Here is a 25,350-nt window from a genome sequence, read left to right on the forward strand (position 1 = left end):
ATGGAAAAGAAAATAGCAGTACTGCCCGGTGACGGAATTGGGAAAGAAGTGACAGAGGGAGCCATAAGCATCCTGACTGCGGTAGCAGAGAGGTTTGGCCACCATTTTCAATTTCAATATGGATTGATCGGGGGAGCGGCGATTGATGAAACAGGACATCCGCTTCCGGATGAAACCATCACTTTGTGCAAGGAAAGCGACGCAGTACTTTTAGGGGCGGTCGGAGGTCCGAAATGGGATGCCCAGCCGCCGGAGATCCGCCCTGAAAAAGGACTGCTTGCCATCAGGAAGCATCTGGAGCTGTACGCAAACCTGAGGCCTATCTCTTTTGATGAAAGCCTGAGTGAGGCATCCCCGCTGCGCCGGGAGGTCATTCAGAATGCTGACTTTGTGATTGTCAGGGAATTGACTGGCGGCCTGTATTTTGGCAAGCCGAGCCAAAGGATAACGGGGGGAGGCCAGGACTCTGCTGTGGATACGCTCCATTATCACAGATACGAAATTAAGAGGATACTGGAGCTCGCCTTCCAGATGGCAGAAAAGCGGAGAGGGAAGGTAACATCAGTTGATAAAGCCAATGTCCTCGAATCCAGCAGGCTGTGGAGGGAAGTGGCCGAGGAGACAGCAGAGAAATACCCGTCGGTAACTCTTGAACATATGCTGGTGGACAATGCGGCCATGCAGCTGATTAAGAACCCCCGCCAATTTGATGTGCTGGTGACAGAGAATATGTTCGGGGATATTTTAAGCGATGAAGCGTCTGTGCTTACCGGATCCTTAGGAATGCTGCCATCTGCAAGCATTTCAGTGAACGGGCCCCACCTCTATGAACCAATCCATGGATCGGCACCAGACATAGCCGGGCAGGATAAAGCCAACCCGATCGCTGCCATCCTTTCAGCAGCATCGATGCTCCGCACAAGCTTTGGCCTTGAACAGGAAGCGGAGGCTGTAGAGGCGGCGGTGCGCGAAGTGCTTGCCGCAGGATTCAGGACAGCCGACATAGCAGGAGAACGGAGCGATGTTTCCACTACCGCCCAGATGATAGAAGAAATCAGGAATTCCCTCCTTGGACATGAAGCCATCAGCCAGATTATGGACTGTTATGCATAACGGGATTAAAAGGGGAGCTTCTCCCCTTTTTATTTAATATTAGAGCCTTAGGGGGATGAAATAATATGGGGAAATCAATTATCGATAAAATATGGGATACCCATAAAGTGGTACAGGAGGAAGGCAAGCCCGATCTTTTGTATATTGACCTGCACTATATTCATGAAGTAACATCGCCGCAGGCCTTTGAAGGTCTCCGCTTGAAGGGCAGGACGGTCAGACGGCCCCATCGTACATTTGCGACCATGGATCATAATGTACCCACTTATAATAGATATTTCATCCAGGATGAAATCGCCAGGAACCAGCTGGATGCCCTTGCGGCAAATTGCCGGGAATTTGGCATCAGGCTGGCCGACCTTGACAGTGAGGACCAGGGCATCATCCATGTGATCGGGCCTGAGCTGGGTCTAACAGCACCGGGAATGACGATTGTCTGCGGAGACAGCCATACTTCCACACACGGTGCCTTCGGAGCCCTGGCTTTCGGGATTGGAACAAGTGAGGTAGAGCATGTCCTGGCGACCCAGACGCTCTGGCAGGGGCGGCCGAAGACGCTGAAGCTAGAAGTCTCAGGAAGGCTTCAGGAGGGAGTCACGGCAAAGGACGTGATTTTATATATCATTTCCAAGTTTGGGGTTACCTTCGGGAACGGACATGTTATTGAATATTGCGGCGAAGTGATCGAGGCCATGTCGATGGAAGAGCGCATGACCATCTGCAATATGTCCATCGAGGGCGGCGCGCGGGCAGGACTTGTGAGTCCGGATGAGACCACTTTCTCCTATATGAAGGGGAGGAAATATGCGCCGCGGGGAGAAGCGTTTGAAGAAATGGCCAGGAAGTGGGCAGGGCTTGCCAGCGATCCTGATGCCGCATACGATAAAGTTCTTGTTGTCGATGGAGCTGAGATTTCCCCGATGGTGAGCTGGGGAACGAACCCGGGGATGTGCAGCCCGGTGGACGGCCGGATTCCAACCTATGAAGAAACCCTTACAGCAGGGGATAAAAAGTCCCTGACAGGGGCCCTTCAATATATGGGTCTTGAAGCAGGAATGAAAATGGAGGATATTGAGGTTCAGCATGTATTCATCGGCTCCTGCACCAATTCACGCCTTGAGGATCTGCGGGCAGCCGCTTCCTGGACGAAGGGGAAAAAGGTCAAGCAAGGTGTCCGGGCAATGGTTGTCCCAGGCTCCCAGCGGGTTAAGAGGCAGGCAGAAGAGGAGGGGCTTCACCAGATCTTCTTGGAATCCGGATTTGAATGGCGTGATTCCGGCTGCAGCATGTGCCTCAGCATGAATCCTGATGCAGTCCCGGCCGGGGAACACTGTGCTTCCACATCGAACCGCAATTTTGAGGGAAGGCAGGGTGCCGGTGCAAGGACGCATCTTGTCAGTCCGGCCATGGCAGCGGCTGCCGCTGTGTATGGGAGATTCGTAGATATCAGGGAAGAAAAATATAAGAAGGATGAATCATTGATTCCACAATGATTCATCCGGTTAAGGAGATGGCATATGGAACCTATTACTACATTGACAGGCAGCGCGGCTGTCCTTGACAGGGCGAATGTGGATACAGACCAGATCATTCCAAAGCAATTTTTAAAAAGAATCGAGCGGACCGGCTTTGGGCAATTTCTCTTCTATAACTGGCGCTTTGATGAAAAAGGCAGAGAACGTCCGGATTTTGAATTGAACCAGCCAGAGAATAAGGGTGCTTCAATTCTTGTGGCGGGGGAAAACTTCGGCTGCGGCTCCTCACGTGAACATGCTCCCTGGTCGCTGCTCGACTATGGATTCAGAGTGGTGATCGCTCCGTCCTTCGCAGATATTTTTTATCAAAACTGCTTTAAAAATGGTATTCTGCCTATCCGCCTGGAAGGGAAAGAAACCGAAAAACTCATGGCCATCATCAAAAACACAGGCAGCCGGGTCTCAGTGGACCTCCCAGCCCAGAGATTAGAGGCTGAGGGCGAGTTTCATGCCCAATTTGATATCCATCCTTATTGGAAGGAGCTGCTGGTGAATGGATGGGATGAGATTTCCATCACCCTTCGATATGAAGAGGATATAAGCGCTTATGAAAACAGCGCTGCAGGTTAAACAGGCGGGGCAGCCTGACGCATTAATCCTTGGAGGATTAATGCGTTTTTTGTGTGGAAAAGGGGCGGAGCTGCATGAATCATAAGGCTCAAGCAGCCAGGAGTGGACATCATTTAACTTGCTGGCATTCCTGCCTGTGCCTTACTCCGCTCCACCCCCCATTGTGTTAGTTCCTGCTCCTGTCCTGGTTCCTTTCCAGTCATGGGCTGCGAGTAGAATACTCAGGTTTGATTTATGGTTTTTTAAAATTAATAGAGTATTAAATGCTTGATAAGTCAGGCACATCCCGCTCTATTCCAGACCGGTGAAATATAGTTATGAGAAAGAAGGCCGAATTTTGCCGAATTTTTGTCTTTCCAAACATTACATGCTAAACTGAGTCACAATAATATAAAACGTCTAAGGCGGTTCATATATGAGAGGAAAACAAAATAAGCCCGGCAAAGACAGGAAGGTCATTCCCTTCCCTGGACTTGCGGACCGGCTGATCGACCGCGGGCTGGATTCATTGAAAGAGAAAAATTTTAAGGATGCAGCAGGATTTTTCCGGGAGGCAAGGGAACTTGAGCCGGAGCATGCAGAAATGAACATGGGACTGGTAGTGTCACTTGTGGAGCTTGGAAACTACCGGGAAGCGGAGGAAATATGCAAGGAACTGCTCCGCAAAGGGATCGGTGACTATTTTCAGGTAGTGAACATTTATTTGATGATCCTCCTAAACTTGAATAAGCATGAAGAAATGGCTGGAGTAATCAGGGCGCTGCTTGAAGAAAAGCAGGTGCCGCCTGACAAGGAGGAACATTTCTATAAAATGCTTGAATTCTGTGAGAGGGCGCTTGAGGAGCATGCGGACCTGCAGGAACCTATTATTTCTTCTGATGCGGGCATCCAGCCCGGCTTTGATCTGCTGGGGAAGAATTCTGAACAGGAACAGCTGTTATTGATCTCCCAGCTTGCCCATGCCAATATCAGGCCCTATTTGGAGGAAATGAAGGTTTTCCTTAAAAGCCCTGAAAGAAATCCTTTCTTAAAGACTCTCATTATCACCATCCTAAGGGACCAGGGTGTTAGTGAAGTAATTGAAATTGAAAAATTCGGGAGAGTGGTGGAAGCTGCGCCTGAACGCCTGCCTGATATCCTGGAAACGGATTTCCTGCAGGGGACAGCATCCATGCTTGAGGAAATGCTTTCCCACGAGGATCCTACACTTTCAGAGTTTGCCAGGAGCCTTGTGGAACGCCACAACTTTATCCTCTATCCGTTTGAACCAAGAGGATTTAATGCCAGGAACTGGGCGGCAGCATACCATATCCTCGCTGGCGAATATCAGGGCGCAGGCTTATCCGAAGAGGAGGCTGCCGCCCGGTATGAGACCGGTCTGACTGAAATTCAGGCCATATTGGAAGAGCTGAGAAACTATGAAGAAATTTCTTATCCTACTATTTAGAGGATCTCAGTTGAAAGAAAGCTATCCTGTGTTATAATATAATGGTTGTTATCAGCCTTCTGGGCCTATACTTAGGATGACTTGTAAATAGGAACGTTCTTTATATTCATCCAGATGTTAATAAAAGATAGTAATATAGATATTTTTGGAGGGAACTGCATGTCTGTAAAATGGGAAAAATTAGAAGGGAACCGCGGTGTTCTTACAGTTGAGCTTGAATCAGCGAAAGTATCCGAGGGTCTTGACGCGGCATTTAAAAAAGTCGTAAAGCAAATCAATGTACCAGGATTCCGTAAAGGAAAAATGCCCCGTTCCATGTTTGAAAAACGCTTTGGTGTAGAATCATTATACCAGGATGCAATTGATTATCTTCTTCCTGAAGCATACGCTTCTGCAGTTGAAGAAGCAGGAATTGATCCAATCGACCGTCCGGAGATCGATGTAGACCAGTTCGAAAAAGGCAAAGAATTCATCTTCAAAGCAACTGTAACGGTTAAGCCTGAAGTGAAGCTTGGCGATTACAAAGGACTTGAAGTTGAAAAGTTCGAAACAGAAGTAACAGAAGAAGAAGTAGATGCAGAAATCAAAAGCCTTCAGGAACGCCAGGCTGAGCTTGTAGTCAAAGAAGAAGGCGCAGCTGAAAATGGGGATACTGTAGTTATCGACTTCGAAGGATTCGTAAACAACGAAGCATTCGAAGGCGGAAAAGGCGAAAATTATTCACTTGAACTAGGATCTGGTTCTTTCATTCCAGGATTCGAAGAGAAGCTTGTAGGAGTCGAAACTGGCGCTGAGAAGGATGTAGAAGTGACTTTCCCTGAAGAGTACCATGCTGCTGACCTTGCTGGACAGCCCGCTGTATTCAAAGTGAAGGTGCATGAAATTAAATCCAAGCAGCTTCCTGAGTTAGATGATGAGTTTGCCAAGGATGTTGACGAAGAAGTTGAAACCCTTGCTGAATTGAAAGAAAAAACAAGAACACGCTTAGAAGATACCAAAAAGCATGAAGCGGAGCACCATGTCCGTGATACAGTAGTTGAGAAAGCTGCTGACAATGCTGAAGTGGAAATTCCTAAAGTAATGATCGACAATGAAGTGGAACGCATGATGAGCGAGTTCGACCAGCGCCTGCAAATGCAGGGCATGAACCTCGAAATGTACTTCCAATTCTCAGGTCAGGATGAAGAAGCCCTTCGCGGCCAAATGACTGAAGAAGCAGAAAAGCGTGTGCGTGTGAACCTTACACTTGAAGCGATTGGCCAGCAGGAAAACTTCGAAGTATCTGAAGAAGAAGTAAATGAAGAAATCAGCAAGATGGCTGAAATGTACAATATGGATACAGAAAGCATAAAAGCTGCTCTTGGAAGCCTTGAAGGCGTCAAGTCGGATCTTAAGAACCGCAAAGCAATCGACTTCCTTGTTGAAAACAGCAAAACAGTTTAATAATTAAAGGGCAAGGCACGACTTAATCGTGCCTTGTTTTATACTATCAGGTGTTCTTTCATAGACCCCGTTGTTTTTTCAGGAGCATGGGATGCATTCAAGATTGATTTTTTACTGGAATCAGTGTAGATTAATTCTAATAACGCATATACATAATTCAATCTTTCCAGCAGGTTTGAAAATGGCTAGTTTGGAAATGCTTGTAAAGGGCAATATACATATTAATGAACTGCGTCCCGGAAATCAGGATTAAAGGGCCATAAGTTTTTTCATTTCTTATTTCAATGTATTGTATGTTAAGATTTACTATACATAGAGAAACAAAAAGATAGACCCTTTTCCTGAGTAAGTAGTAATGCATCTGGGCTTTTTTTGAGGGATAGTATTTAAAGGGGTGAAATGTATGTTCAAATTTAACGATGAAAAAGGGCAGCTTAAATGTTCTTTTTGCGGCAAAACACAAGAACAGGTGCGCAAGCTTGTAGCGGGACCTGGTGTATATATCTGTGATGAATGTATCGAACTGTGTACAGAAATCGTAGAAGAAGAGCTTGGGACTGAAGAAGAAGTTGAATTCAAGGACGTTCCAAAACCAAGGGAGATCCGCGAAATTCTGGATGAGTATGTAATCGGACAGGAACAGGCAAAGAAATCCCTTGCTGTCGCGGTTTATAATCACTATAAGCGAATCAATTCCAACAGCAAGATCGACGATGTCGAGCTTTCCAAGAGTAATATCTGTTTGATCGGGCCGACAGGAAGCGGGAAAACCCTGCTTGCTCAGACTCTTGCACGCTTATTGAATGTGCCTTTTGCAATTGCAGACGCCACTTCATTGACTGAAGCCGGATATGTTGGCGAGGATGTTGAAAACATTCTCCTGAAGCTGATCCAGGCAGCGGATTATGATGTGGAAAAGGCTGAAAAAGGCATCATTTACATCGATGAAATCGATAAAGTGGCAAGGAAATCGGAAAACCCGTCCATCACACGCGATGTATCGGGTGAAGGTGTACAGCAGGCGCTCCTCAAAATCCTTGAAGGCACAACAGCAAGCGTGCCGCCTCAGGGAGGACGCAAGCATCCACATCAGGAATTCATCCAGATTGATACAACGAATATCCTGTTCATCTGCGGCGGTGCATTTGACGGCATCGAGCCGATCATCAAACGCCGTCTTGGACAGAAGGTAATCGGATTTGGAGGAGACCAGAAAAAAGAAGATGTGGACCAAAAAGCTCTTCTGACAAGGGTCCTTCCAGAAGATATGCTTAAATTCGGCTTGATTCCGGAGTTCATCGGCCGTCTCCCGGTCATTGCAACTCTTGAGCAGCTGGATGAAGCAGCCCTGATTGAAATTTTGACCAAGCCAAAAAACGCGCTTGTGAAGCAATATCAAAAAATGCTTGAACTTGATGATGTTGAATTGGAATTCGAACCTGAAGCACTCAGTGAAATTTCCAAGAAGGCAATCGAACGCAAAACAGGTGCCCGCGGACTTCGTTCCATTATTGAGGGCATTATGCTCGAAGTGATGTTCGACCTTCCTTCACGAGATGATATTGAGAAATGTATCATCACCGCTGAAACGGTCACTGAAAACAAACCGCCCAAATTGCTTTTGACTGACGGGACACTTGTTACAGGGAAAGAAAAGAAAACTTCTGCTTAATTCATCAGAAACCTTTTAGAAAGACAAGTTCTTTCAGGGTCTAAATGAGCTGCCGGCTTAGAAAAGCCGGCAGCTTTTTTTCGTTCCTGTTATGCGTTGCTCCTCTCACCGCCTTTTCGTGTTTGTGCTGTTTGATCAAAAAAGAAATCTCATTCCTTACTCGTTTTTACGTTAAAATAGAAACAGAGCATAGGAGGATGAAGCCTGTGATGGAAGAACGGATATATAAACTGAGAATACTTAAGGAAATAGCAGAAAAGCTTAATGAAGGAACGTCTCTGGAAGCGGTGCTGCAGGATGTCCTGGTACTTCTTCTTGAGATTACCGAATTTGAAACAGGATGGATATTTTTAATGGACAGCCGGGGGAATCATCATCTTGCTGCCCATCATAACCTCCCGCCTGCCTTAAAAAAGGACCGGTTTGCGCCAATGTGCACAAACAACTGCTGGTGTGTCAGCAAGTTTTCCCGCGGCACACTTACGAATGCCTCAAACATTATGGAATGTAAACGGCTGGAAGAAGCAGCAGCGCTGGGGGCTGGAAATGATACCGGAGGTTTGACCCATCATGCCACGGTTCCCCTGCGTGCGGGCTCTGAGCAATTCGGACTCTTGAATGTAGCCGCACCAGGCAGGGAAGCTTTCAATCAAAGTGAGCTTGATCTGCTGGAATCTGTGGCCTTTCAGATAGGTGCTTCTATTAAGCGGATCCGGCTGCAATCAGCTGAGCAGGAAAATGTCCTTATTCAGGAGAGGAACCGCCTGGCAAGGGATCTGCATGATTCGGTAAATCAGCTGCTGTTCTCTGTTTCACTGACGGCACGGGCTGGAAGGGAAATGACCGATCAGGATCAGATGAGGGATGCCTTCACATATATTCAGGAGATGTCACAAAGGGCGCTTGCTGAAATGAAGGCATTGATCTGGCAGCTCCGTCCGCAGGGCCTTGAAAATGGCTTGATTGACGCCATTTCCGGCTATGGGAAAATGATCGGCCTTGAGGTCCACAGCCAGGTTGAGGGACTGATTTCCCTGCCGGCCATCATGGAGGAAGCTCTATGGAGGATAGGCCAGGAAGCCTTAAATAATTGTAAAAAGCACTCTGGAGAAAAGGATATATACCTGCATATCAAGACAGGCATCGATAGCGTGCTCTTTGAGATTCAGGATCATGGGAAAGGCTGTCTGCTGAATGGAATGGAGTCTCTTCCTTCCCTGGGGCTGTCTGCCATGCGTGAACGTGCAGAAAGGCTGGACGGCACATTTAGTATCAGAAGCACACCAGGCAAAGGAACGGCGATCAGGATCACCATCCCACTGCAAAAGGAGAACGATGGAATATGAAAGTATTGATTGCGGATGACCATCATGTAGTACGAAGGGGGCTGTCGATGTTCCTGCAGACCCAGGAGGACATCACGGTTGTCGGCGAGGCCGGCAACGGAGAAGAGGCTGTTGCACTCGCCCTTGAACTGAAGCCGGATATTATCCTCATGGACCTAGATATGCCTGTGCTCAATGGCATCGAAGCGACCAAGCGCATTAAAGAAGATCAGCCTAAAGCATGCATTTTAATATTAACCAGCTTTTCAGATCAAGACCATGTCCTGCCTGCGATTGAAGCGGGAGCGGCAGGGTATCAGCTGAAGGATATTGAACCGGACGAACTCGTAAGAATCATGAAAAAAGTCGCAGCAGGCGAAAACCAGCTGCATTCAAAGGCGGCCACCCAGCTGATTTCTGCCATTTCCGGAGCAGGGGACACTGAGAAAAAGGCAATCAGTGATTTAACCCGCCGCGAGCTCGAGGTCCTGATTGAAATTGCCAGCGGGAAAAGCAATAAGGCGATATCCTCTGCCTTGTTTATTACAGAAAAAACAGTAAAAACACATGTGTCCAGCATATTGTCAAAGCTTGGCGTGGCGGACCGGACACAGGCCGCCCTTTATGCAGTAAAACATGGCCTTATCAAGACTTGAACCGGCATGCTGCCGGGTTAGTATTTGTGGCAGTTGGCAAGGCGCAAAAAAGTTGGATCACAGGAGTTTTCTACTTGTAGACCATGCATGAAAGGAACCTGGACAAGAGCAACAATAAACATAATAAGGTGGTGGAGCGGAGAAAGGCGCAGGCGGAATGCCAGCAAGATAAATGATGTTCACACCTAGTCGTAGGAAGCCTTATGATACATGCAGCTCCATCCCTTTTCCACGGAAGACCTCACAGAACCTTTTACCGGCCCATATAATAAGCTATGGCAAGTAAAGGAGTGGTTATAAGTGGAAGGGCCTTACTCTTATTATTACAACCTGCCTCCCCAGATGTTCATCAATCCGCGTATTCCCGCTGGGTCGGATCCATATGATGTGAAATTAATGCAGAAGAATGCAAAGAAATTCCTCCTCCTGCAGCAGGAAATCGGAAGTTTGTTAACCAAAATTTCTTCAGATCAATCTTTTGCCAGGAAGCTGAAATCAGCAGCTGCAGCCGGACAGGATCAAAAAGTGAACCAACTGATTCAATCTACAGGAGTTCGTACACCAGTCAAAATCGATATTAACCCAGACCGGATCGCCATCCTGTTCCTTCCTCCTGCCGATGGAGAGGCATGCTTTGGAATTACGATAGCGCTTTGCTGGTAATGGGGTTTTGTATAAAGAAAAGTTTTTTTAAAAAACCCGGGGTTATTTACCTCGGGTTTTGCTGTGCTGCGGTAAACAGGGAAACGGCAGAGAATTACCGAAAACATCAACGAAGAAGTAACTGATTATAGAATTCACAGCTTGTGTCTACCTGGAATTTCCAGTAATCTCCAGTCGGTGATTTACATGAACAAGAGATATTCTTACTATCGTACATATCAGTTTCTTGAGAGCTCATTGAACTAAAGGGTATTCGGCCGCTAAGGGGCAGCCTTTTGTTCTTTTCAGAACCGCTTGGAAAACAAAGGATTTTTAATATCTTTTTTGAACTAATATAGATAATAAGTCAAAAAAGGGAGAGTATTTTGGGGGTGCGTTGTTCCAGGGAGGATACCGGCCTTTTTTGTTGAAGTCCTTATTGAACAAAAGGGGCTGAGTAATTCATGGTAAGATCAATGAAGTAAACACATATCAAACTTTTTAAACGCAGTATTGATACATCTCGAATCAGTGTCTACACTTACTGAGGGAGACATCCGTGGGATATTATGATTAAACCAAACGCTTCAATCTACTCCTCAAGCCTTAGATGAGGTTACTTCCCCAGGTGCTATTGCGATTTCAAGAATACCACTATAATACTTAAGGTAAGAAGGAGTGGGAATATTGAAAACCAAAAAGAATTTTAGATTTTGGATTATTATGAAAAAGTCTTTATTGGTTATTGTGGGAATCGCTCTTTTCTGGGTGGTTCTCCATCAGGCTATGATGGTATATGAACAAAAAAAATATCCACCACTAGGGAAATTAGTTAAAGTAGATGGAAAGAAAATGCATGTCTATTCAAAGGGTAGTGGTGAAAATACCATTGTCTTGTTAAGTGGATTGGGTACAGCCGCACCTGTGTTAGATTTTGAACCTTTGATTAATGAAATGTCAAAGAAAAATAAAGTAGTCGTAGTCGAGAGTTTTGGATATGGATGGAGTGATTTAACTAATAAAGAACGGACGGTAGAAAATATAGTGGAAGAAATAAGAACCGCTTTAAAAAAATCAAATATAGAAGGTCCATATATATTGATGCCACACTCCATTTCTGGCATTTACAGTATGTATTATGCAAATAAATATCCAAAGGAAGTTAGAGCTGTAATAGGGATTGAACCTACCCTGCCAAATGCTTCTGGTTCACATTCTAATTCACATTCTGGTTCTTTCCCTAAATTCGCAGGTTATTTAGCACCAATAGGAATTATAAGATTGGTATCATATGTAATTCCAGGCCTTACCTCACCATTAGCGGAGGAAGGAGTTTATTCTAAAGAGAATTTAAAGATGACTAAAGCTATTACTGCTTGGAAATACTTTAACAAAAATATAGTGAACGAAACAAATAATATGGGTAGAAATATTGATAAAACAATTAATATGAGATTTCCATCTGATATGCCAGTCCTATTATTTAATAAGGAACAACCTAAAGTAAATGACTTTTATCAGACGGAAAAATGTAAAACAGTCACTTTAAAGGGAAACCACTATTTACATTGGACACGTTATAAAAAAATGAGTATACAGGTTAATGATTTTACAGAAACATTAGCTGCTATTAGTAAAATAAATTGAATTCGCTTAGTTTATCTTAGCTTCTTGTGCTAACGGAACAGCTGTCCTTTAGGTTAAGAAAGTATGGCTTTAATGGCTCTAGGTAGATACCTATTCCTCTATAAATATGGACACATATACTACTTTTGTAAGTTCAAATGGAGAGGAAATAGAGAATGGATCGACAATTTTATGGTGGCAGCACCGGAATGATGGGTTATGGAACACCTGGAATGATGGGATATGGAACACCTGGAATGACGGGTTATGGTTATCCCGGCATGATGGGTTATGGGTACGGGCATCACGGCCATCATGGCTGCGGCTGCTAGCGAATATTTTAGTAAAACTGCCTATTAACTAAAATACGAATAATGAAACTTGGAAATGAAAAGGCCGGTACCCACTAGTCAACAATTAGTTATCCTTATGGTGCATATTTAAATGGATGGACAGTAATGGTTGATCCATTACTATTTAAAACCCTTTTTCCTTGAATCAACGGGTGCGTTAGTTAAAAGAATGTTTTGGCTGCTTCGGCAGCCTTTTATTATGGGGTTACGGGTACTTTTCTTGAGTCTCTGCCTTCCAAATTAGCAATAGATTTAAACCAAGTAAATATAAGCTTTATTTGGCAGGCACCGCTTTCCGGTTTTCTAGGAAAAGCGGGACAGGTGAGAGCCCGCAGCGAAGCGAGAAGCTCACCGCCCGCCCCGCTCCAATGGAGTGCCTGCAGCGGAAATCAACTTTCTTGGTCCATAAACCATGAGTATGCGAAATCAAAATTTTAATATACGGATTGAAGAAGCGGGAACCATTTGAAATCGAGAACAGCCCGAAAACCGCAATTTCTCTGCAGCCTGAGCAAAAGATACATCAGCACCATATGCATTCTCTTCTATTAATACCGGCTTTCTTCTATAGAAAGGGGAGTTTTCTGCACGAATTGCAAAAGAACCGCCTGCGATAGCAGACCTAAGGGACATTGCAGCATGCTGCCTATATTCTTTACGCAAATATCTTGTTTATTCCTAAGAGACCAGGGAGATACTAGCAAGTACAAACTAACGTGGATCCTTACGGGAGGGAACAGGATGAGCTGGACAGGAATAGCACTCTTTATACAATTGTTTTTCGGGATTATCATCGGTATGTATTTTTTGAACCTTTTAAAAGGGCAGCGGACGCAAAAAGTGTCTATAGACCGTGAATCCCGAAAAGAGATGGATCAGCTCAGGAAAATGAGGTCCATCAAGTTGACCGAACCGCTGGCTGAAAAAGTGAGGCCGAAAAGCTTTGACGATATAATGGGGCAGGAAGACGGCATTAAATCTCTGAAGGCAGCCCTGTGCGGACCCAATCCGCAGCATGTGATCATCTACGGCCCGCCCGGGGTTGGAAAGACAGCGGCTGCGAGGCTCGCATTAGCTGAGGCGAAGCAGAACCCGAAATCACCGTTTGGAATGCAGTCCGTCTTTGTTGAGCTTGATGCGACTACAGCCCGTTTTGATGAGCGCGGAATTGCCGACCCTCTGATTGGTTCTGTTCATGATCCGATTTATCAGGGAGCGGGATCCATGGGACAAGCCGGTATCCCCCAGCCAAAACAGGGGGCCGTGACCAATGCCCATGGAGGAGTCTTGTTCATAGATGAAATAGGAGAGCTGCATTCTATTCAGATGAATAAACTTCTTAAAGTGCTTGAAGATAGGAAGGTTTTCTTAGAGAGTGCGTATTATCAAGAGGAAAATGCCCAGATTCCCGCACATATCCATGATATTTTTAAAAATGGGCTGCCTGCAGATTTCCGGCTGATCGGAGCAACGACACGGACACCCAGTGAGATTCCGCCTGCCATCCGCTCCAGATGCATGGAGGTCTTTTTCCGGGAATTAGATGAAGAGGAAATAGCAGCTGTTGCAAAAAATGCAGCCGAGAAAATTAATTTAAGCATAAGCCGCTACAGCCTGGACATGCTTGCCGGTTATGCCAGGAATGGCAGGGAAGCGGTCAATCTTGTTCAGATCGCAGCGGGGCTTGCCATCACCGCAGACCGCAATTCCATTCGTGATGAAGATATGGAGTGGGTTATCCACTCAAGCCAGCTCTCACCTCGCATGGAAAGGAAGATAGCTGCAAAGCCCAAAATAGGGATTGTCAATGGACTTGCCGTTCACGGACCGAACTCGGGGGCTCTTCTTGAAATAGAGGTTACGGTGCTGCCGGCGGAAGAGAAGGGCTCCATTAATATAACCGGGATCGTGGATGAGGAAAGCATCGGCGGTACCGGAAAATCCATACGGAGAAAGAGCATGGCACGAGGATCGATCGAGAATGTGATCACTGTCCTGCGGTCGATGGGTGTGCCTGCGGGTCAATATGATATCCATGTGAACTTTCCTGGCGGCACACCGGTAGACGGACCCTCAGCTGGAACGGCCATGGCAGCTGCGATTTACTCTGCAGTCTATAAAATTCCTGTGGACCATGAAGTCGCGATGACAGGTGAAATCAGCATACATGGGAATGTACTGCCAATCGGCGGTGTTGTGCCGAAAATAAAGGCGGCTAAAAAAGCAGGTGCCAAGCGGGTGATCATCCCCAAGGAGAATATGGCCGGTATCCTGAAGGAAATCGAAGGCATCGAGATTATCCCGGTGAAACATCTTTCAGAGGTATTTGACGCCTGTCTCCTGAAGGCTGTCATGCCGGAAGAGATACTCCTGCCAGACCTTAGTAAAAAAGAGAGTGTATGACACGGCTGTCCTTGTACAGCCGTTTTTCTCTTCATAGAAATCAAACATGAGTTTTCTACTCGCAGCCCATGCATAAAAAGGAACCTGTACAAGAGCAAGAACAAACACAATGGGGCGGTGGAGCGGAGTAAGGCGCAGGCAGGAATGCCAGCAAAATCAATGATGTCACACCTGGCTGCAGGAAGACTTATCCTACATGCAGCTCCGCCCCTTTTCCTCAAAAAAAACGGCTTAACCCATCTTCTCATAGGGAAAGGGAAAGATAACAATCCAAATAAGGAGGAATAAGGTACGGGAGCGGAAGGGAAAATATTAATAAAATGGTGTGTGACCCAGTGACCTGATGCACGATAAGGGCATAAACACAAGAAATAGACACATTTATTCAAATAAGATAGAATTGTGAGAAGGCTTTACTTCAAAGTAATTTTGAAGGCGGCCATAAAAGTGATTAGATGCATGCTTGTCATGTGTTTTTAATTTTTACAGGAGGTGTCAGTACAGATGGCGACAAATAGTGAGATTCTCGTCCCCCTCCTTCCGCTTAGAGGATTGCTGGTATACCCTACAATGGTTCTGCATTTGGACGTAGGGCGTGATAAATCCGTCCATGCACTGGAAAAAGCGATGGTAGACGACCATTTGATCTTTCTAACTACACAGAAGGATGTTTCAATAGATGAACCTTCCGAACAGGATATCTATAAGATGGGAACACTAACCAAGGTCAAGCAGATGCTCAAGCTTCCCAACGGGACGATTCGTGTTCTGGTCGAAGGGCTCAAAAGGGCAAAAATTGTAACCTTTTATGATGAAGAAACACATTTCTCTGCAAAGCTTGAAACCTTTGAAGACAACCCGGAGAAGGATGTGGAACATCAGGCCCTGATGAGGTCGCTTCTTGAATATTTTGAACAGTACATAAAAATGTCCAAGAAGATTTCCGCCGAAACCTATTCATCGGCTGCCGATATTGAAGAGCCCGGCCGGATGGCGGATATCATCGCATCCAATCTTCCGCTTAAGCTGAAGGAAAAGCAGGAAGTCCTTGAGACCATTGATGTGAAAGAACGTTTGGTCAAGGTTCTTGAGACCATCAATAACGAAAAGGAAGTCCTTAATCTGGAGAAAAAAATCGGCCAGCGCGTCAAGCGTTCCATGGAAAGGACCCAGAAGGAATATTATCTGCGTGAACAAATGAAGGCCATCCAGAAAGAGCTCGGGGATAAAGAAGGCAAGACGAGCGAAGTCGCTGCCCTGCAGGAAAAAATTGAAGCTGCAGGTATGCCGGACAATGTAAGGGAGACGGCTTTTAAAGAACTTGACCGTTATGAAAAGATTCCAGCCAGCTCTGCCGAGAGTGCGGTAATCCGGAATTATATCGAATGGCTTGCTGTTCTTCCCTGGTCCAATGCCACTCGGGATGACCTGGATGTCAACAAAGCAGAAAAGATCCTCCACCGCGACCATTATGGGCTTGAATCCGTGAAGGAAAGGGTCCTTGAGTATCTGGCTGTCCAGCAGCTTACCAATTCACTCAGAGGGCCGATCCTTTGCCTTGCAGGCCCTCCCGGGGTAGGTAAAACCAGCCTTGCGAAATCCATCGCGTCCTCACTCAACCGGAACTTCGTCCGAGTGTCGCTTGGCGGGGTCAGGGATGAATCTGAAATCCGAGGACACAGAAGGACATATGTCGGCGCCATGCCAGGCAGGATCATTCAGGGCATGAAGAAAGCTGGGACCATCAACCCGGTCTTCCTGCTTGATGAAATTGACAAAATGTCCAATGACTTCAGGGGAGATCCGTCAGCCGCGATGCTTGAAGTGCTCGACCCTGAACAAAATCACAATTTCAGCGATCACTATATTGAAGAATCGTATGATCTGTCAAAGGTCATGTTCGTCGCTACAGCCAACAACCTGGCCACCATACCGGGTCCGCTGAGGGACCGGATGGAGATCATCTCGATTGCAGGCTATACAGAGCTTGAAAAGCTGAACATTGCCAAGCATCATCTGCTGATGAAAGAGCTGGAAGAGCACGGGCTGAAGAAGAGCCAGCTCCAGATGAAGGACGAGGCGTTAGTGAACATCATCCGTTACTATACCCGGGAAGCCGGGGTGCGCGGACTCGAGCGCCAGCTGGCGACGATATGCAGGAAAACGGCAAGAATCATCGTCTCCGGCGAGAAGAAGAAGGTCATCATAAGTGAAAAGAATCTGGAAGAGTTCCTTGGCAAAAGGAAGTTCCGGTATGGCCAGGCTGAAATGGAGGATCAGGTAGGCGTTGCGACCGGCCTCGCTTATACGACGGTCGGAGGAGACACGCTTCAGATCGAGGTCAGCCTTGCACCCGGGAAAGGAAAGCTTGTCCTTACCGGAAAGCTTGGCGATGTTATGAAGGAGTCCGCCCAGGCTGCATTCAGCTATGTGCGTTCCAAGGCAAAGGACCTTTCGATTGATGAAAACTTCCATGAGAAAAATGATATCCATATCCATGTTCCTGAAGGCGCTGTGCCAAAGGATGGTCCATCCGCAGGTATCACCATTGCTACAGCCCTTGTATCTGCCCTATCCGGAAAGCCGATCAGAAGGGAAGTCGGAATGACCGGCGAGATCACACTAAGGGGCCGTGTCCTGCCGATAGGCGGGGTAAAAGAAAAGACTTTGAGCGCCCACCGTGCAGGTCTTACGAAAATCATCCTTCCAAGGGATAATGAGAAAGATATAGAAGACATACCGGAAAGTGTCCGGAATCAGCTTGAATTTGTACTTGTCTCCCATGTGGATGAAGTCCTTAAGCACGCTCTGGCAGGTGAAAAGGTTTGAAGATCAACAGCTCAGAGATCATCATCAGCGCTGTAAAGCCTGAACAGTATCCGGAAGGGGGCCTGCCGGAATTTGCCCTGGCAGGCAGGTCCAATGTCGGAAAATCTTCTTTTATCAATAAGATGATCAATCGAAAAGCGCTTGCGAGGATTTCATCCAAGCCGGGGAAGACGCAGACCCTGAATTTTTATCTGCTGAATGAAGCATTGTATTTTGTGGATGTACCGGGATATGGCTATGCAAAGGTCTCGAAATCAGAGAGGGAAGCATGGGGCAGGATGATTGAAACCTATATCACCCAAAGAGAACCGCTTCGTGCCGTCATCCTGATTGTCGACCTGCGTCATCCGCCTTCAAGCGATGATGTTATGATGTATAACTTCCTGAAGCATTATGAAATACCCTGCGTGGTCATTGCCACCAAAGCTGATAAGATTCCTAAGGGAAAATGGCAGAAACACCTCAAAGTCACAAGGGAGACCCTGGACTTTGATCCGGATGACCATCTGGTCCTGTTCTCATCCGAGACTGGACTCGGCAAGGAAGAAGCCTGGTCTGTACTGGAAAGCATGATGTAAATAAAAGGGCGGTCCGTGCTCACGGACCGCCCTTTTGTTATTTAACGCGGGAGTGCCCGGAATATCATAAAAATCGGGCGTATATGTGGAATTTTTTATTTTTTTTGGGGAAACTGTACAGAAGCGGCCTCACTTTTTCTTTCTCCCCATCAAGAAAAACAGCCCGATTCCAATAAGGAAAACCGGCCAGAAATTCCAGGCTGAAGAAATACCAATCTCCAGGAGCCCCATCCAATTCATAATTTTGTCATAGAATAACATAAATACAGATATGGCCAGCAGGAGAACACCATGGAACATGCCGGATCTGGTTTCCTTTGCACGCAGAATGAAGCCAAGCCCGATGATTAATAGGAAAACACCGATATGATCGGGCCAGACCTGGAATTTATTCACGATATGAAAATGAATGCCAAGTCCGGACAGAACCACCCCGGGCAGTATGGATTCATGTTCCCGGCCTCCATATGCCCCAATCAAAAAGGACAGGCCGGTGATGAGGAGCAGTGTCGGCCAGGTGAAAAAGCCCTCAAAGGGTTCGATTCCTGCCTGCTCCAGCAGGAAGTAAACACCGAAACCAATCAGGATGATTCCGGGAAATAAACGCTGTGATTTCATGATTTCCTCCTAATGCAGCTCTTGCATGACAAACTGTTTTTGTACCTTGGTAAATGGTATCATACAATTTCATCATCTGTTCAAAATTATACTGCGATAAAGCAGATTATACATGCTATAATAGCAAATGGTGTATAGTAAAAGTATCGTAAATTTTTTTGGGGGTGCACAGATTATGCATATATTAGCAGTCGGCTTGAATTTTAGAACTGCCCCTGTCGAAATAAGAGAGAAACTTTCATTCAATGAGGCAGAGCTTCATGAGGCAATGAAAGTTTTAAAAAATAAAAAAAGCATTTTAGAGAATGTTATTGTTTCGACCTGCAATAGAACTGAAATCTACGCCGTGGTCGATCAGGCCCATACTGGCAGATATTATATAAAAGAATTTTTATCAGAATGGTTCAGCATAGATAAAGAGGAGTTTTCACCCTACTTATTCATTTATGAACAAGAGGGTGCTATTCAGCATCTTTTCAAGGTGGCCTCAGGCCTTGATTCCATGGTCATCGGAGAAACCCAGATTCTTGGACAAGTACGTGCAAGCTTCCTTCTTGCCCAGCAGGAGCGCACATCAGGCTCGATATTCAACCGCCTGTTCAAGCAGGCTGTGACATTTGCCAAAAAAGCACATGCTGAAACGGAGATCAATACAAATGCTGTGTCTGTGAGCTATGCTGCAGTGGAACTGGCCAAGAAAATCTTCGGTTCCCTGAAAGGCAAGCATGTATTGATTCTTGGCGCCGGGAAAATGGGAGAGCTCGCCATCCAGAATCTGCAGGGAAGCGGCGCAACAAGCATCACGGTCATCAACCGCACCTACGAAAAAGCCGTTTCACTGGCAGAGCGTTTCAATGGCGAAGCAAAGAGCCTTAACGAGCTTCAGTGCGCGCTGGTAGAGGCGGATATATTGATAAGCTCAACCGGCGCAAAGGATTTCGTCCTTAACCGGGAAACAATGGAGCAGGTCAACAGGATGAGGAAGGGCCGGCCGGCCTTCCTGGTGGATATTGCGGTTCCCCGGGACCTTGATCCTGCCATCTCCGGCCTTGAAAATGTCTTCCTGTATGATATCGATGATCTTGAAGGCATTGTGGAAGCTAACCTGGAGGAGCGGAGAGTGGCTGCGGAAAGCATCGAGCTGATGATTGAAGCTGAAATCTCTGACTTCAACAGGTGGCTTAATATGCTTGGTGTGGTGCCGGTTATATCGGCTCTTCGTGAAAAGGCCCTATCCATTCAGGCAGAGACCATGGACAGCATCCAGAGGAAACTTCCTCATCTGACTGATCGTGAGGTCAAGCTCTTGAACAAGCATACAAAGAGCATCATTAACCAGATGCTGAAGGATCCGATTTCCTACGCCAAGGAGCTTGCCGGCAGCGGAAATTCATCTGCAGCCCTCGATCAGTTCATCCAGATTTTCAACATCAGTGATGAAGTTGAAGGACAGGCTGTGAAGGCACAAGGCAGGGAAATTTCCCAAGAGCTTAAACCGGCTGCGGTTCATGGATAGAAGAGGGATCTGCCATGCTTGAATTATCCATGACCCGCCTCCATGAGGCTACTGTCGTTCTGTATGCCTTAAGCGTGCTATTATACTTTATAGATTTTCTTAATAATGACCGGAAGGCAAACCGTATTGCCTTCTGGCTGCTTGCGATTGTTTGGCTTCTTCAAACAATTTTTTTATTTCTGTACGTACGGGAGACAGGCAGATTCCCTGTTTTGACCATCTTTGAAGGGTTATATTTCTATGCGTGGCTATTGATTACCCTGTCGCTTGTCGTCAACAGACTCCTAAGGGTGGACTTTACCGTATTCTTTACAAATGTGCTCGGATTTATAGTCATGGCTGTCCACACATTCGCGCCTGTCCAGGTCGAATCCCATGCTCTTGCAGAGCGGATGGTATCGGAGCTGCTGCTGATCCATATTACCATGGCCATCTTGTCTTACGCGGCTTTCTCCCTGTCCTTTGTATTTTCAGTTCTTTATTTGATTCAATATGATCTGCTGAAAAGGAAAAAGTGGGGGAAAAGGCTGACGAGGCTCGGGGATTTGTCCAAGCTTGAAAAGACCTCATACATTCTGAATGTAATCGGGGTCCCGCTCCTGCTGTTGTCCCTCATCCTCGGCCTGCAGTGGGCAAATATCAAGCTGCCGCACATTCCCTGGTCTGATCCGAAGATTGTCGGCTCTTTCATTGTACTGACAGCCTACAGCATCTATTTATATTGCAAGGTCCGCAAGCAGGTCTACGGAAAAAGCCTGGCTCTGTGGAACCTTGCCTCATTCCTAATTGTATTAGTGAACTTTTTATTGTTTGGCAGTTTATCAGGATTCCATTTTTGGTATTCGTAACGGGAGGCTCTTATGAGAAAAATTATCGTAGGATCTAGAAGAAGTAAATTGGCGCTCACTCAAACGAACTGGGTTATCAGCCAGCTGAAGGCGCTTGGACTTCCATTTGAATTTGAAGTCAAGGAAATCGTCACTAAAGGAGATAAGATACTGGATGTGACTCTTTCGAAGGTCGGAGGCAAGGGCTTGTTTGTCAAAGAAATCGAACAGGCCATGCTGGATCATGAAATCGACATGGCTGTGCACAGCATGAAGGATATGCCGGCTGTATTGCCCCAAGGCCTGACCATCGGCTGTATCCCGGCGCGTGAGGATCACAGGGACGTGCTTATCTCGAAAGGCAATGTGAAGCTTGCCGACCTGAAGGAAGGCGCTGTGATCGGCACCAGCAGCTTAAGAAGGAGCGCCCAGCTTCTTGCCGCAAGACCCGACCTTGAGATCAAATGGATCCGGGGAAATATTGATACAAGGCTTCAGAAGCTTAAGGATGAAGATTATGACGCCATCATCCTTGCGGCCGCAGGACTATCGAGGATGGGCTGGAAATCTGAAACAGTCACTGAATACCTTGAACCTGAATTATGCCTTCCTGCAGTCGGACAGGGTGCCCTTTCCATCGAATGCAGGGAAGACGATGCGGAGCTGCTCCAGGGTCTTTCCAGGTTTGCCTCTGCCACTGCCCAAAAAACAGTAGAAGCAGAGCGGGCTTTCCTTGATAGGATGGAAGGCGGCTGCCAGGTGCCGATCGCGGGATATGCCGTGGAGGAGGGGGATGGAAGCATCACGCTCACTGCGCTTGTCGCTGCCCCGGATGGCTCAAGGATCATCAAGGAAGCTGTGACCGGTACGGACCCTGCCGCTGTAGGAATAGAAGCAGCCGGCCTTCTTTCCCAAAGAGGAGGAAAGGACTTGATCGACTCTGTAAAAAGAGAACTGGATCAGGAATAATGGAAAATCAAAAGCCTTTGTCCGGCCTGAATGTCCTGATTACCCGGGATCAGAAGCAGGCCCGGCCATTTGCCGAGAAAATCAGAATGGCGGGCGGGAATCCTGTATCCATCCCGCTGATTGGATTTGAAGCGGTTGATTTCACTCCTGCCGCGGGAACATATGACTGGATTGTGTTTACCAGCGCCAATGCCGTCCATTATTTCGGGCTTTCTGAAGAAACGCTGTCCCGTCTCGGTTCTCCGGAAATTGCTGCAATCGGATCAAAAACACGCGAGGCAATAGAGGTGCGGGGACTCCATGCGGCCTTCATGCCCCGGGAGTATGAGGCAGAAGCCTTCAGCAGGGAGTTCCTTACTGTCCTGAAAGCCCCGGGACGCATCTTGATTCCTAAAGGAAACCTGGCAGGCAGCACCATCTGCCGCATGCTCGAGGAGCGGGGGCAGAAATGCACAGAGCTTATCGTTTATAAGAACGAAATTCCGCCGGGAGCTGAAGGCAGGCTTCTTTCCTTTTTAAAACAGGGTCAGATTGATATCATAGCCTTAACAAGTTCTTCAACAGCGGTCAATTTAATGAAGACCGCTGTCAAATATGATCTGCTGGATATCGTGCAAAAAAGCCTGGTCGCAGCCATCGGACCGGCAACAAAAGCGAAAGCCGAATCATTGGGGCTGGAAGTAAAGGTCTGCCCTGATACATATACAGCAGATGCCATGCTTGAAGCGATCATCAATCACCTGGCTGGTGCCGGGTACAGGGAGGATATATTATGAACGAATTACACTTCAATAGACACCGCAGGCTGCGCAGCAGCAAGAATATGAGAGCGCTTGTAAGGGAAACATTCCTTCACCGCGAAGACTTGATCTACCCTATCTTTGTAGTGGAAGGTGAAAATGTCAGGACTGAAATCAGCTCCATGCCTGGTGTATTCAATATTTCACTGGACAAACTTAAGGAAGAATTGGACGAAGTGGCGGGACTAGGCATCAAATCGGTGATCCTGTTCGGTGTTCCTCATGATCATAATAAGGATGAGTGTGGAACAGGTGCCTATTCTTCCAATGGAATTGTCCAGAAAGCAACGCGTCTCGTGAAGGAAGCCTATCCCGATATGGTCGTTATTGCCGACACATGTCTTTGTGAATATACAAGCCATGGCCATTGCGGGCTTGTTGAAAACGGCAGGATCCTGAACGATGAATCCCTGGAGCTCCTGGCAAAAACGGCCGTGAGCCAGGCGGAAGCCGGTGCCGATATTATTGCCCCATCCAATATGATGGACGGCTTTGTCGCAGCCATCCGTGCTGCCTTAGATGAAGCAGGCTATCTGGATATTCCGGTCATGTCATATGCCGTTAAGTATTCTTCTGCCTATTACGGCCCGTTCAGGGAGGCAGCGAACAGCACGCCTCAGTTCGGTGACCGGAAAACCTACCAAATGGATTATGCCAACCGCCTGGAAGCCCTGCGCGAGGCAGAATCCGATGTGGCCGAGGGCGCCGATTTCCTGATTGTCAAACCGTCACTCAGCTATATGGATATCATGAGGGATGTTAAGAATAACTTCAACCTGCCGGTGGTTGCCTATAATGTCAGCGGGGAATATTCAATGATCAAGGCGGCTGCCCTTAACGGATGGATCGATGAAAAAACCATTGTGCTTGAAACGCTGACCAGCATGAAGCGCGCCGGTGCCGATTTGATCATCACCTATTTTGCCAAAGATGTGGCAAAATGGCTGAAGGAAGAAATCTAAGGAGGAAATAGCATGCGATCTTATGATAAATCCAGACAGGCATTTGCAGAAGCAAAAAGGCTGATGCCGGGCGGGGTAAACAGTCCGGTCCGGGCGTTCAAATCTGTGGATATGGATCCGATCTTCATGGAACGGGGAAAAGGGTCAAAGATCTATGACATAGATGGCAATGAATATATTGATTATGTTCTGTCATGGGGCCCCCTGATCCTGGGGCATACCAACCAGGCTGTAGTCGAGGCGGTCCAGAAGGTGGCCGAAACGGGCACAAGCTTCGGCGCCCCGACACTTCTTGAGAATGATCTGGCTAACCTTGTCATTGAAAGGGTTCCTTCCATCGAGGTAATCCGGATGGTTTCTTCAGGGACAGAAGCGACGATGAGCGCGCTCCGTCTGGCCAGGGGCTATACTGGACGCAATAAGATCCTTAAGTTTGAGGGCTGCTACCATGGCCATGGAGATTCCCTTTTGATCAAGGCCGGCTCCGGTGTTGCGACACTCGGCCTTCCGGACAGTCCAGGTGTCCCTGAAGGAGTGGCAAAAAACACGATTACGGTACCTTATAACGACCTTGAGAGCGTCAGGGCGGCCTTTGAACAATACGGTGACGATATTGCAGGTGTCATTGTTGAGCCTGTTGCGGGCAATATGGGGGTTGTTCCTCCGGTTGGAGGGTTCCTTGAAGGCCTGAGAGAAATTACAGAACAAAATGGCACACTCTTGATTTTTGATGAGGTGATGACCGGCTTCCGTGTGGATTACCATTGTGCACAAGGATATTTTGGCGTGACTCCTGATCTTACCTGCCTTGGCAAGGTAATCGGAGGCGGCCTTCCTGTCGGTGCATATGGAGGCAAAGCGGAAATCATGAATCAAGTAGCGCCGAGCGGCCCGATCTATCAGGCTGGAACGCTTTCCGGAAACCCGCTTGCCATGGCAGCCGGCTACGCTACGCTCAGCCAGCTGACTCCTGAACACTATCAGGAATTCAGGCGCAAGGCAGACCTCCTGGAAGAAGGAATCAGCCAGGCGGCCGGGAAGCATAATGTGCCGCTGACCTTCAACCGGGCAGGTTCCATGATCGGATTCTTTTTCACAAACGAAGAAGTCATCAATTATGAAAAAGCCAAAACCTCCAACCTGAAATTCTTTGCGGCTTATTACCGCGAAATGGCGAATAATGGAGTATTCCTGCCGCCATCTCAATTTGAGGGACTGTTCCTTTCGACTGCCCATTCCGATGAAGACATCCAGCGGACGATTGATGCGGCGGATAAGGCGTTTGCTGCACTGAATCAATAAGAAGACGGTGAGGGGCTGGCGTGAAGGAAAAAAAGTTAAGCTAGACACCAGCCTATTCACCAGTCTTAAAAACGGCCAGATTCCTATCTGGCCGTTTTTTTAATGAGAATATCCCCCATCTCTTTAACTATTCTCCACTTTTTGAACACGGACGAATGGAAGGG

At 47.0% G+C, this 25,350-nt stretch carries 21 protein-coding genes; 20 read left to right on the top strand and 1 reads right to left on the bottom strand.

Features of this window, described 5'->3' with window-relative positions:
* The 14 genes from leuB (at window position 1) to yihA (ending at window position 18,192) form a co-directional block, all read left to right on the top strand.
* Window positions 1-1,113, top strand: a complete 1,113-nt coding sequence (leuB, locus tag V1498_RS05500; RefSeq protein ID WP_409297360.1) for a 3-isopropylmalate dehydrogenase — start codon at window positions 1-3, stop codon at window positions 1,111-1,113.
* Between the two features lie 65 nt (window positions 1,114-1,178).
* Complete coding sequence (gene leuC, locus V1498_RS05505) at window positions 1,179-2,606, top strand: 3-isopropylmalate dehydratase large subunit (RefSeq protein ID WP_409297362.1); 1,428 nt, start codon at window positions 1,179-1,181, stop codon at window positions 2,604-2,606.
* Between the two features lie 24 nt (window positions 2,607-2,630).
* Window positions 2,631-3,218: a 3-isopropylmalate dehydratase small subunit gene (gene leuD / locus V1498_RS05510; protein WP_409297364.1), complete on the top strand. Its 588-nt coding sequence runs from the start codon at window positions 2,631-2,633 to the stop codon at window positions 3,216-3,218.
* Between the two features lie 415 nt (window positions 3,219-3,633).
* Window positions 3,634-4,665, top strand: coding sequence for a tetratricopeptide repeat protein (locus V1498_RS05515; protein WP_409297366.1), 1,032 nt, complete (start codon window positions 3,634-3,636; stop codon window positions 4,663-4,665).
* Window positions 4,666-4,824: 159 nt separating this feature from the next.
* Window positions 4,825-6,108 (top strand): trigger factor, encoded by a 1,284-nt coding sequence (tig, locus tag V1498_RS05520; protein WP_409297368.1) that lies wholly within the window; start codon window positions 4,825-4,827, stop codon window positions 6,106-6,108.
* A gap of 403 nt (window positions 6,109-6,511) precedes the next feature.
* Complete coding sequence (gene clpX, locus V1498_RS05525) at window positions 6,512-7,780, top strand: ATP-dependent protease ATP-binding subunit ClpX (RefSeq protein WP_409289606.1); 1,269 nt, start codon at window positions 6,512-6,514, stop codon at window positions 7,778-7,780.
* Between the two features lie 209 nt (window positions 7,781-7,989).
* A complete protein-coding gene (locus tag V1498_RS05530) occupies window positions 7,990-9,126 on the top strand; it encodes a GAF domain-containing sensor histidine kinase (RefSeq protein ID WP_409299163.1) in 1,137 nt (378 codons plus the stop codon).
* A complete protein-coding gene (locus tag V1498_RS05535; RefSeq protein WP_409297370.1) occupies window positions 9,123-9,761 on the top strand; it encodes a response regulator in 639 nt (212 codons plus the stop codon). The genes V1498_RS05530 and V1498_RS05535 overlap by 4 nt, the downstream gene beginning before the upstream one ends.
* Window positions 9,762-10,061: 300 nt before the next feature.
* A complete protein-coding gene (locus V1498_RS05540) occupies window positions 10,062-10,424 on the top strand; it encodes a hypothetical protein (RefSeq protein ID WP_409297371.1) in 363 nt (120 codons plus the stop codon).
* Window positions 10,425-11,090: 666 nt separating this feature from the next.
* Window positions 11,091-12,050, top strand: a complete 960-nt coding sequence (locus V1498_RS05545) for an alpha/beta hydrolase (protein ID WP_409297373.1) — start codon at window positions 11,091-11,093, stop codon at window positions 12,048-12,050.
* A 155-nt stretch (window positions 12,051-12,205) separates the two neighbouring features.
* The gene (locus V1498_RS05550; RefSeq protein WP_409297374.1) at window positions 12,206-12,361 is read left to right on the top strand and encodes a hypothetical protein; all 156 of its coding nucleotides are present in this window, start codon (window positions 12,206-12,208) and stop codon (window positions 12,359-12,361) included.
* 762 nt (window positions 12,362-13,123) lie between these two features.
* Window positions 13,124-14,785, top strand: a complete 1,662-nt coding sequence (gene lonB / locus V1498_RS05555) for an ATP-dependent protease LonB (RefSeq protein ID WP_409297376.1) — start codon at window positions 13,124-13,126, stop codon at window positions 14,783-14,785.
* 504 nt (window positions 14,786-15,289) lie between these two features.
* On the top strand, window positions 15,290-17,614 hold the full coding sequence (gene lon, locus V1498_RS05560) for an endopeptidase La (RefSeq protein ID WP_409297377.1): 2,325 nt from the start codon (window positions 15,290-15,292) through the stop codon (window positions 17,612-17,614).
* A complete protein-coding gene (yihA, locus tag V1498_RS05565) occupies window positions 17,611-18,192 on the top strand; it encodes a ribosome biogenesis GTP-binding protein YihA/YsxC (RefSeq protein ID WP_409297379.1) in 582 nt (193 codons plus the stop codon). The genes lon and yihA overlap by 4 nt, the downstream gene beginning before the upstream one ends.
* A gap of 129 nt (window positions 18,193-18,321) precedes the next feature.
* Here the strand turns inward: yihA and V1498_RS05570 are convergent, their stop codons facing one another.
* Complete coding sequence (locus tag V1498_RS05570) at window positions 18,322-18,810, bottom strand: LiaI-LiaF-like domain-containing protein (protein ID WP_409297380.1); 489 nt, start codon at window positions 18,808-18,810, stop codon at window positions 18,322-18,324.
* A gap of 175 nt (window positions 18,811-18,985) precedes the next feature.
* Between V1498_RS05570 and hemA the strand changes: the two genes are divergently transcribed.
* Genes hemA through hemL form a run of 6 tightly spaced genes read left to right on the top strand, consistent with a single transcriptional unit; the run spans window position 18,986 to window position 25,186 of the window.
* On the top strand, window positions 18,986-20,326 hold the full coding sequence (gene hemA, locus V1498_RS05575) for a glutamyl-tRNA reductase (RefSeq protein ID WP_409297382.1): 1,341 nt from the start codon (window positions 18,986-18,988) through the stop codon (window positions 20,324-20,326).
* A 14-nt stretch (window positions 20,327-20,340) separates the two neighbouring features.
* Complete coding sequence (locus tag V1498_RS05580; RefSeq protein WP_409297384.1) at window positions 20,341-21,174, top strand: inner membrane protein YpjD; 834 nt, start codon at window positions 20,341-20,343, stop codon at window positions 21,172-21,174.
* Between the two features lie 12 nt (window positions 21,175-21,186).
* The gene (hemC, locus tag V1498_RS05585; protein WP_409297386.1) at window positions 21,187-22,122 is read left to right on the top strand and encodes a hydroxymethylbilane synthase; all 936 of its coding nucleotides are present in this window, start codon (window positions 21,187-21,189) and stop codon (window positions 22,120-22,122) included.
* Window positions 22,122-22,898, top strand: coding sequence for a uroporphyrinogen-III synthase (locus V1498_RS05590; RefSeq protein WP_409297387.1), 777 nt, complete (start codon window positions 22,122-22,124; stop codon window positions 22,896-22,898). Before hemC ends, V1498_RS05590 begins: the two co-directional genes overlap by 1 nt.
* Window positions 22,895-23,884 carry a porphobilinogen synthase gene (hemB, locus tag V1498_RS05595; RefSeq protein WP_409297389.1) on the top strand — a complete coding sequence of 330 codons (990 nt, stop codon included), beginning with the start codon at window positions 22,895-22,897 and terminating at the stop codon, window positions 23,882-23,884. The genes V1498_RS05590 and hemB overlap by 4 nt, the downstream gene beginning before the upstream one ends.
* Window positions 23,885-23,896: 12 nt before the next feature.
* Window positions 23,897-25,186 (top strand): glutamate-1-semialdehyde 2,1-aminomutase, encoded by a 1,290-nt coding sequence (hemL, locus tag V1498_RS05600; protein ID WP_409297391.1) that lies wholly within the window; start codon window positions 23,897-23,899, stop codon window positions 25,184-25,186.
* Window positions 25,187-25,350 lie beyond the last annotated feature (164 nt).

The organism is Paraperibacillus marinus, from assembly GCF_046237605.1.
GTDB classification, from domain to species: domain Bacteria; phylum Bacillota; class Bacilli; order Bacillales; family DSM-1321; genus Paraperibacillus; species Paraperibacillus marinus.

Coding starts and splice junctions, on each gene's coding strand:
- V1498_RS05515 (WP_409297366.1), top strand. CDS start 3,634: ATGAGAGGAAAACAAAATAAGCCCGGCAAAGACAGGAAGGTCATTCCC.
- hemL (WP_409297391.1), top strand. CDS start 23,897: ATGCGATCTTATGATAAATCCAGACAGGCATTTGCAGAAGCAAAAAGG.
- leuB (WP_409297360.1), top strand. CDS start 1: ATGGAAAAGAAAATAGCAGTACTGCCCGGTGACGGAATTGGGAAAGAA.
- V1498_RS05570 (WP_409297380.1), bottom strand. CDS start 18,810: ATGAAATCACAGCGTTTATTTCCCGGAATCATCCTGATTGGTTTCGGT.
- leuC (WP_409297362.1), top strand. CDS start 1,179: ATGGGGAAATCAATTATCGATAAAATATGGGATACCCATAAAGTGGTA.
- hemB (WP_409297389.1), top strand. CDS start 22,895: ATGAACGAATTACACTTCAATAGACACCGCAGGCTGCGCAGCAGCAAG.
- hemC (WP_409297386.1), top strand. CDS start 21,187: ATGAGAAAAATTATCGTAGGATCTAGAAGAAGTAAATTGGCGCTCACT.
- V1498_RS05530 (WP_409299163.1), top strand. CDS start 7,990: ATGGAAGAACGGATATATAAACTGAGAATACTTAAGGAAATAGCAGAA.
- V1498_RS05580 (WP_409297384.1), top strand. CDS start 20,341: ATGCTTGAATTATCCATGACCCGCCTCCATGAGGCTACTGTCGTTCTG.
- V1498_RS05590 (WP_409297387.1), top strand. CDS start 22,122: ATGGAAAATCAAAAGCCTTTGTCCGGCCTGAATGTCCTGATTACCCGG.
- leuD (WP_409297364.1), top strand. CDS start 2,631: ATGGAACCTATTACTACATTGACAGGCAGCGCGGCTGTCCTTGACAGG.
- clpX (WP_409289606.1), top strand. CDS start 6,512: ATGTTCAAATTTAACGATGAAAAAGGGCAGCTTAAATGTTCTTTTTGC.
- lon (WP_409297377.1), top strand. CDS start 15,290: ATGGCGACAAATAGTGAGATTCTCGTCCCCCTCCTTCCGCTTAGAGGA.
- hemA (WP_409297382.1), top strand. CDS start 18,986: ATGCATATATTAGCAGTCGGCTTGAATTTTAGAACTGCCCCTGTCGAA.
- V1498_RS05550 (WP_409297374.1), top strand. CDS start 12,206: ATGGATCGACAATTTTATGGTGGCAGCACCGGAATGATGGGTTATGGA.
- lonB (WP_409297376.1), top strand. CDS start 13,124: ATGAGCTGGACAGGAATAGCACTCTTTATACAATTGTTTTTCGGGATT.
- V1498_RS05535 (WP_409297370.1), top strand. CDS start 9,123: ATGAAAGTATTGATTGCGGATGACCATCATGTAGTACGAAGGGGGCTG.
- tig (WP_409297368.1), top strand. CDS start 4,825: ATGTCTGTAAAATGGGAAAAATTAGAAGGGAACCGCGGTGTTCTTACA.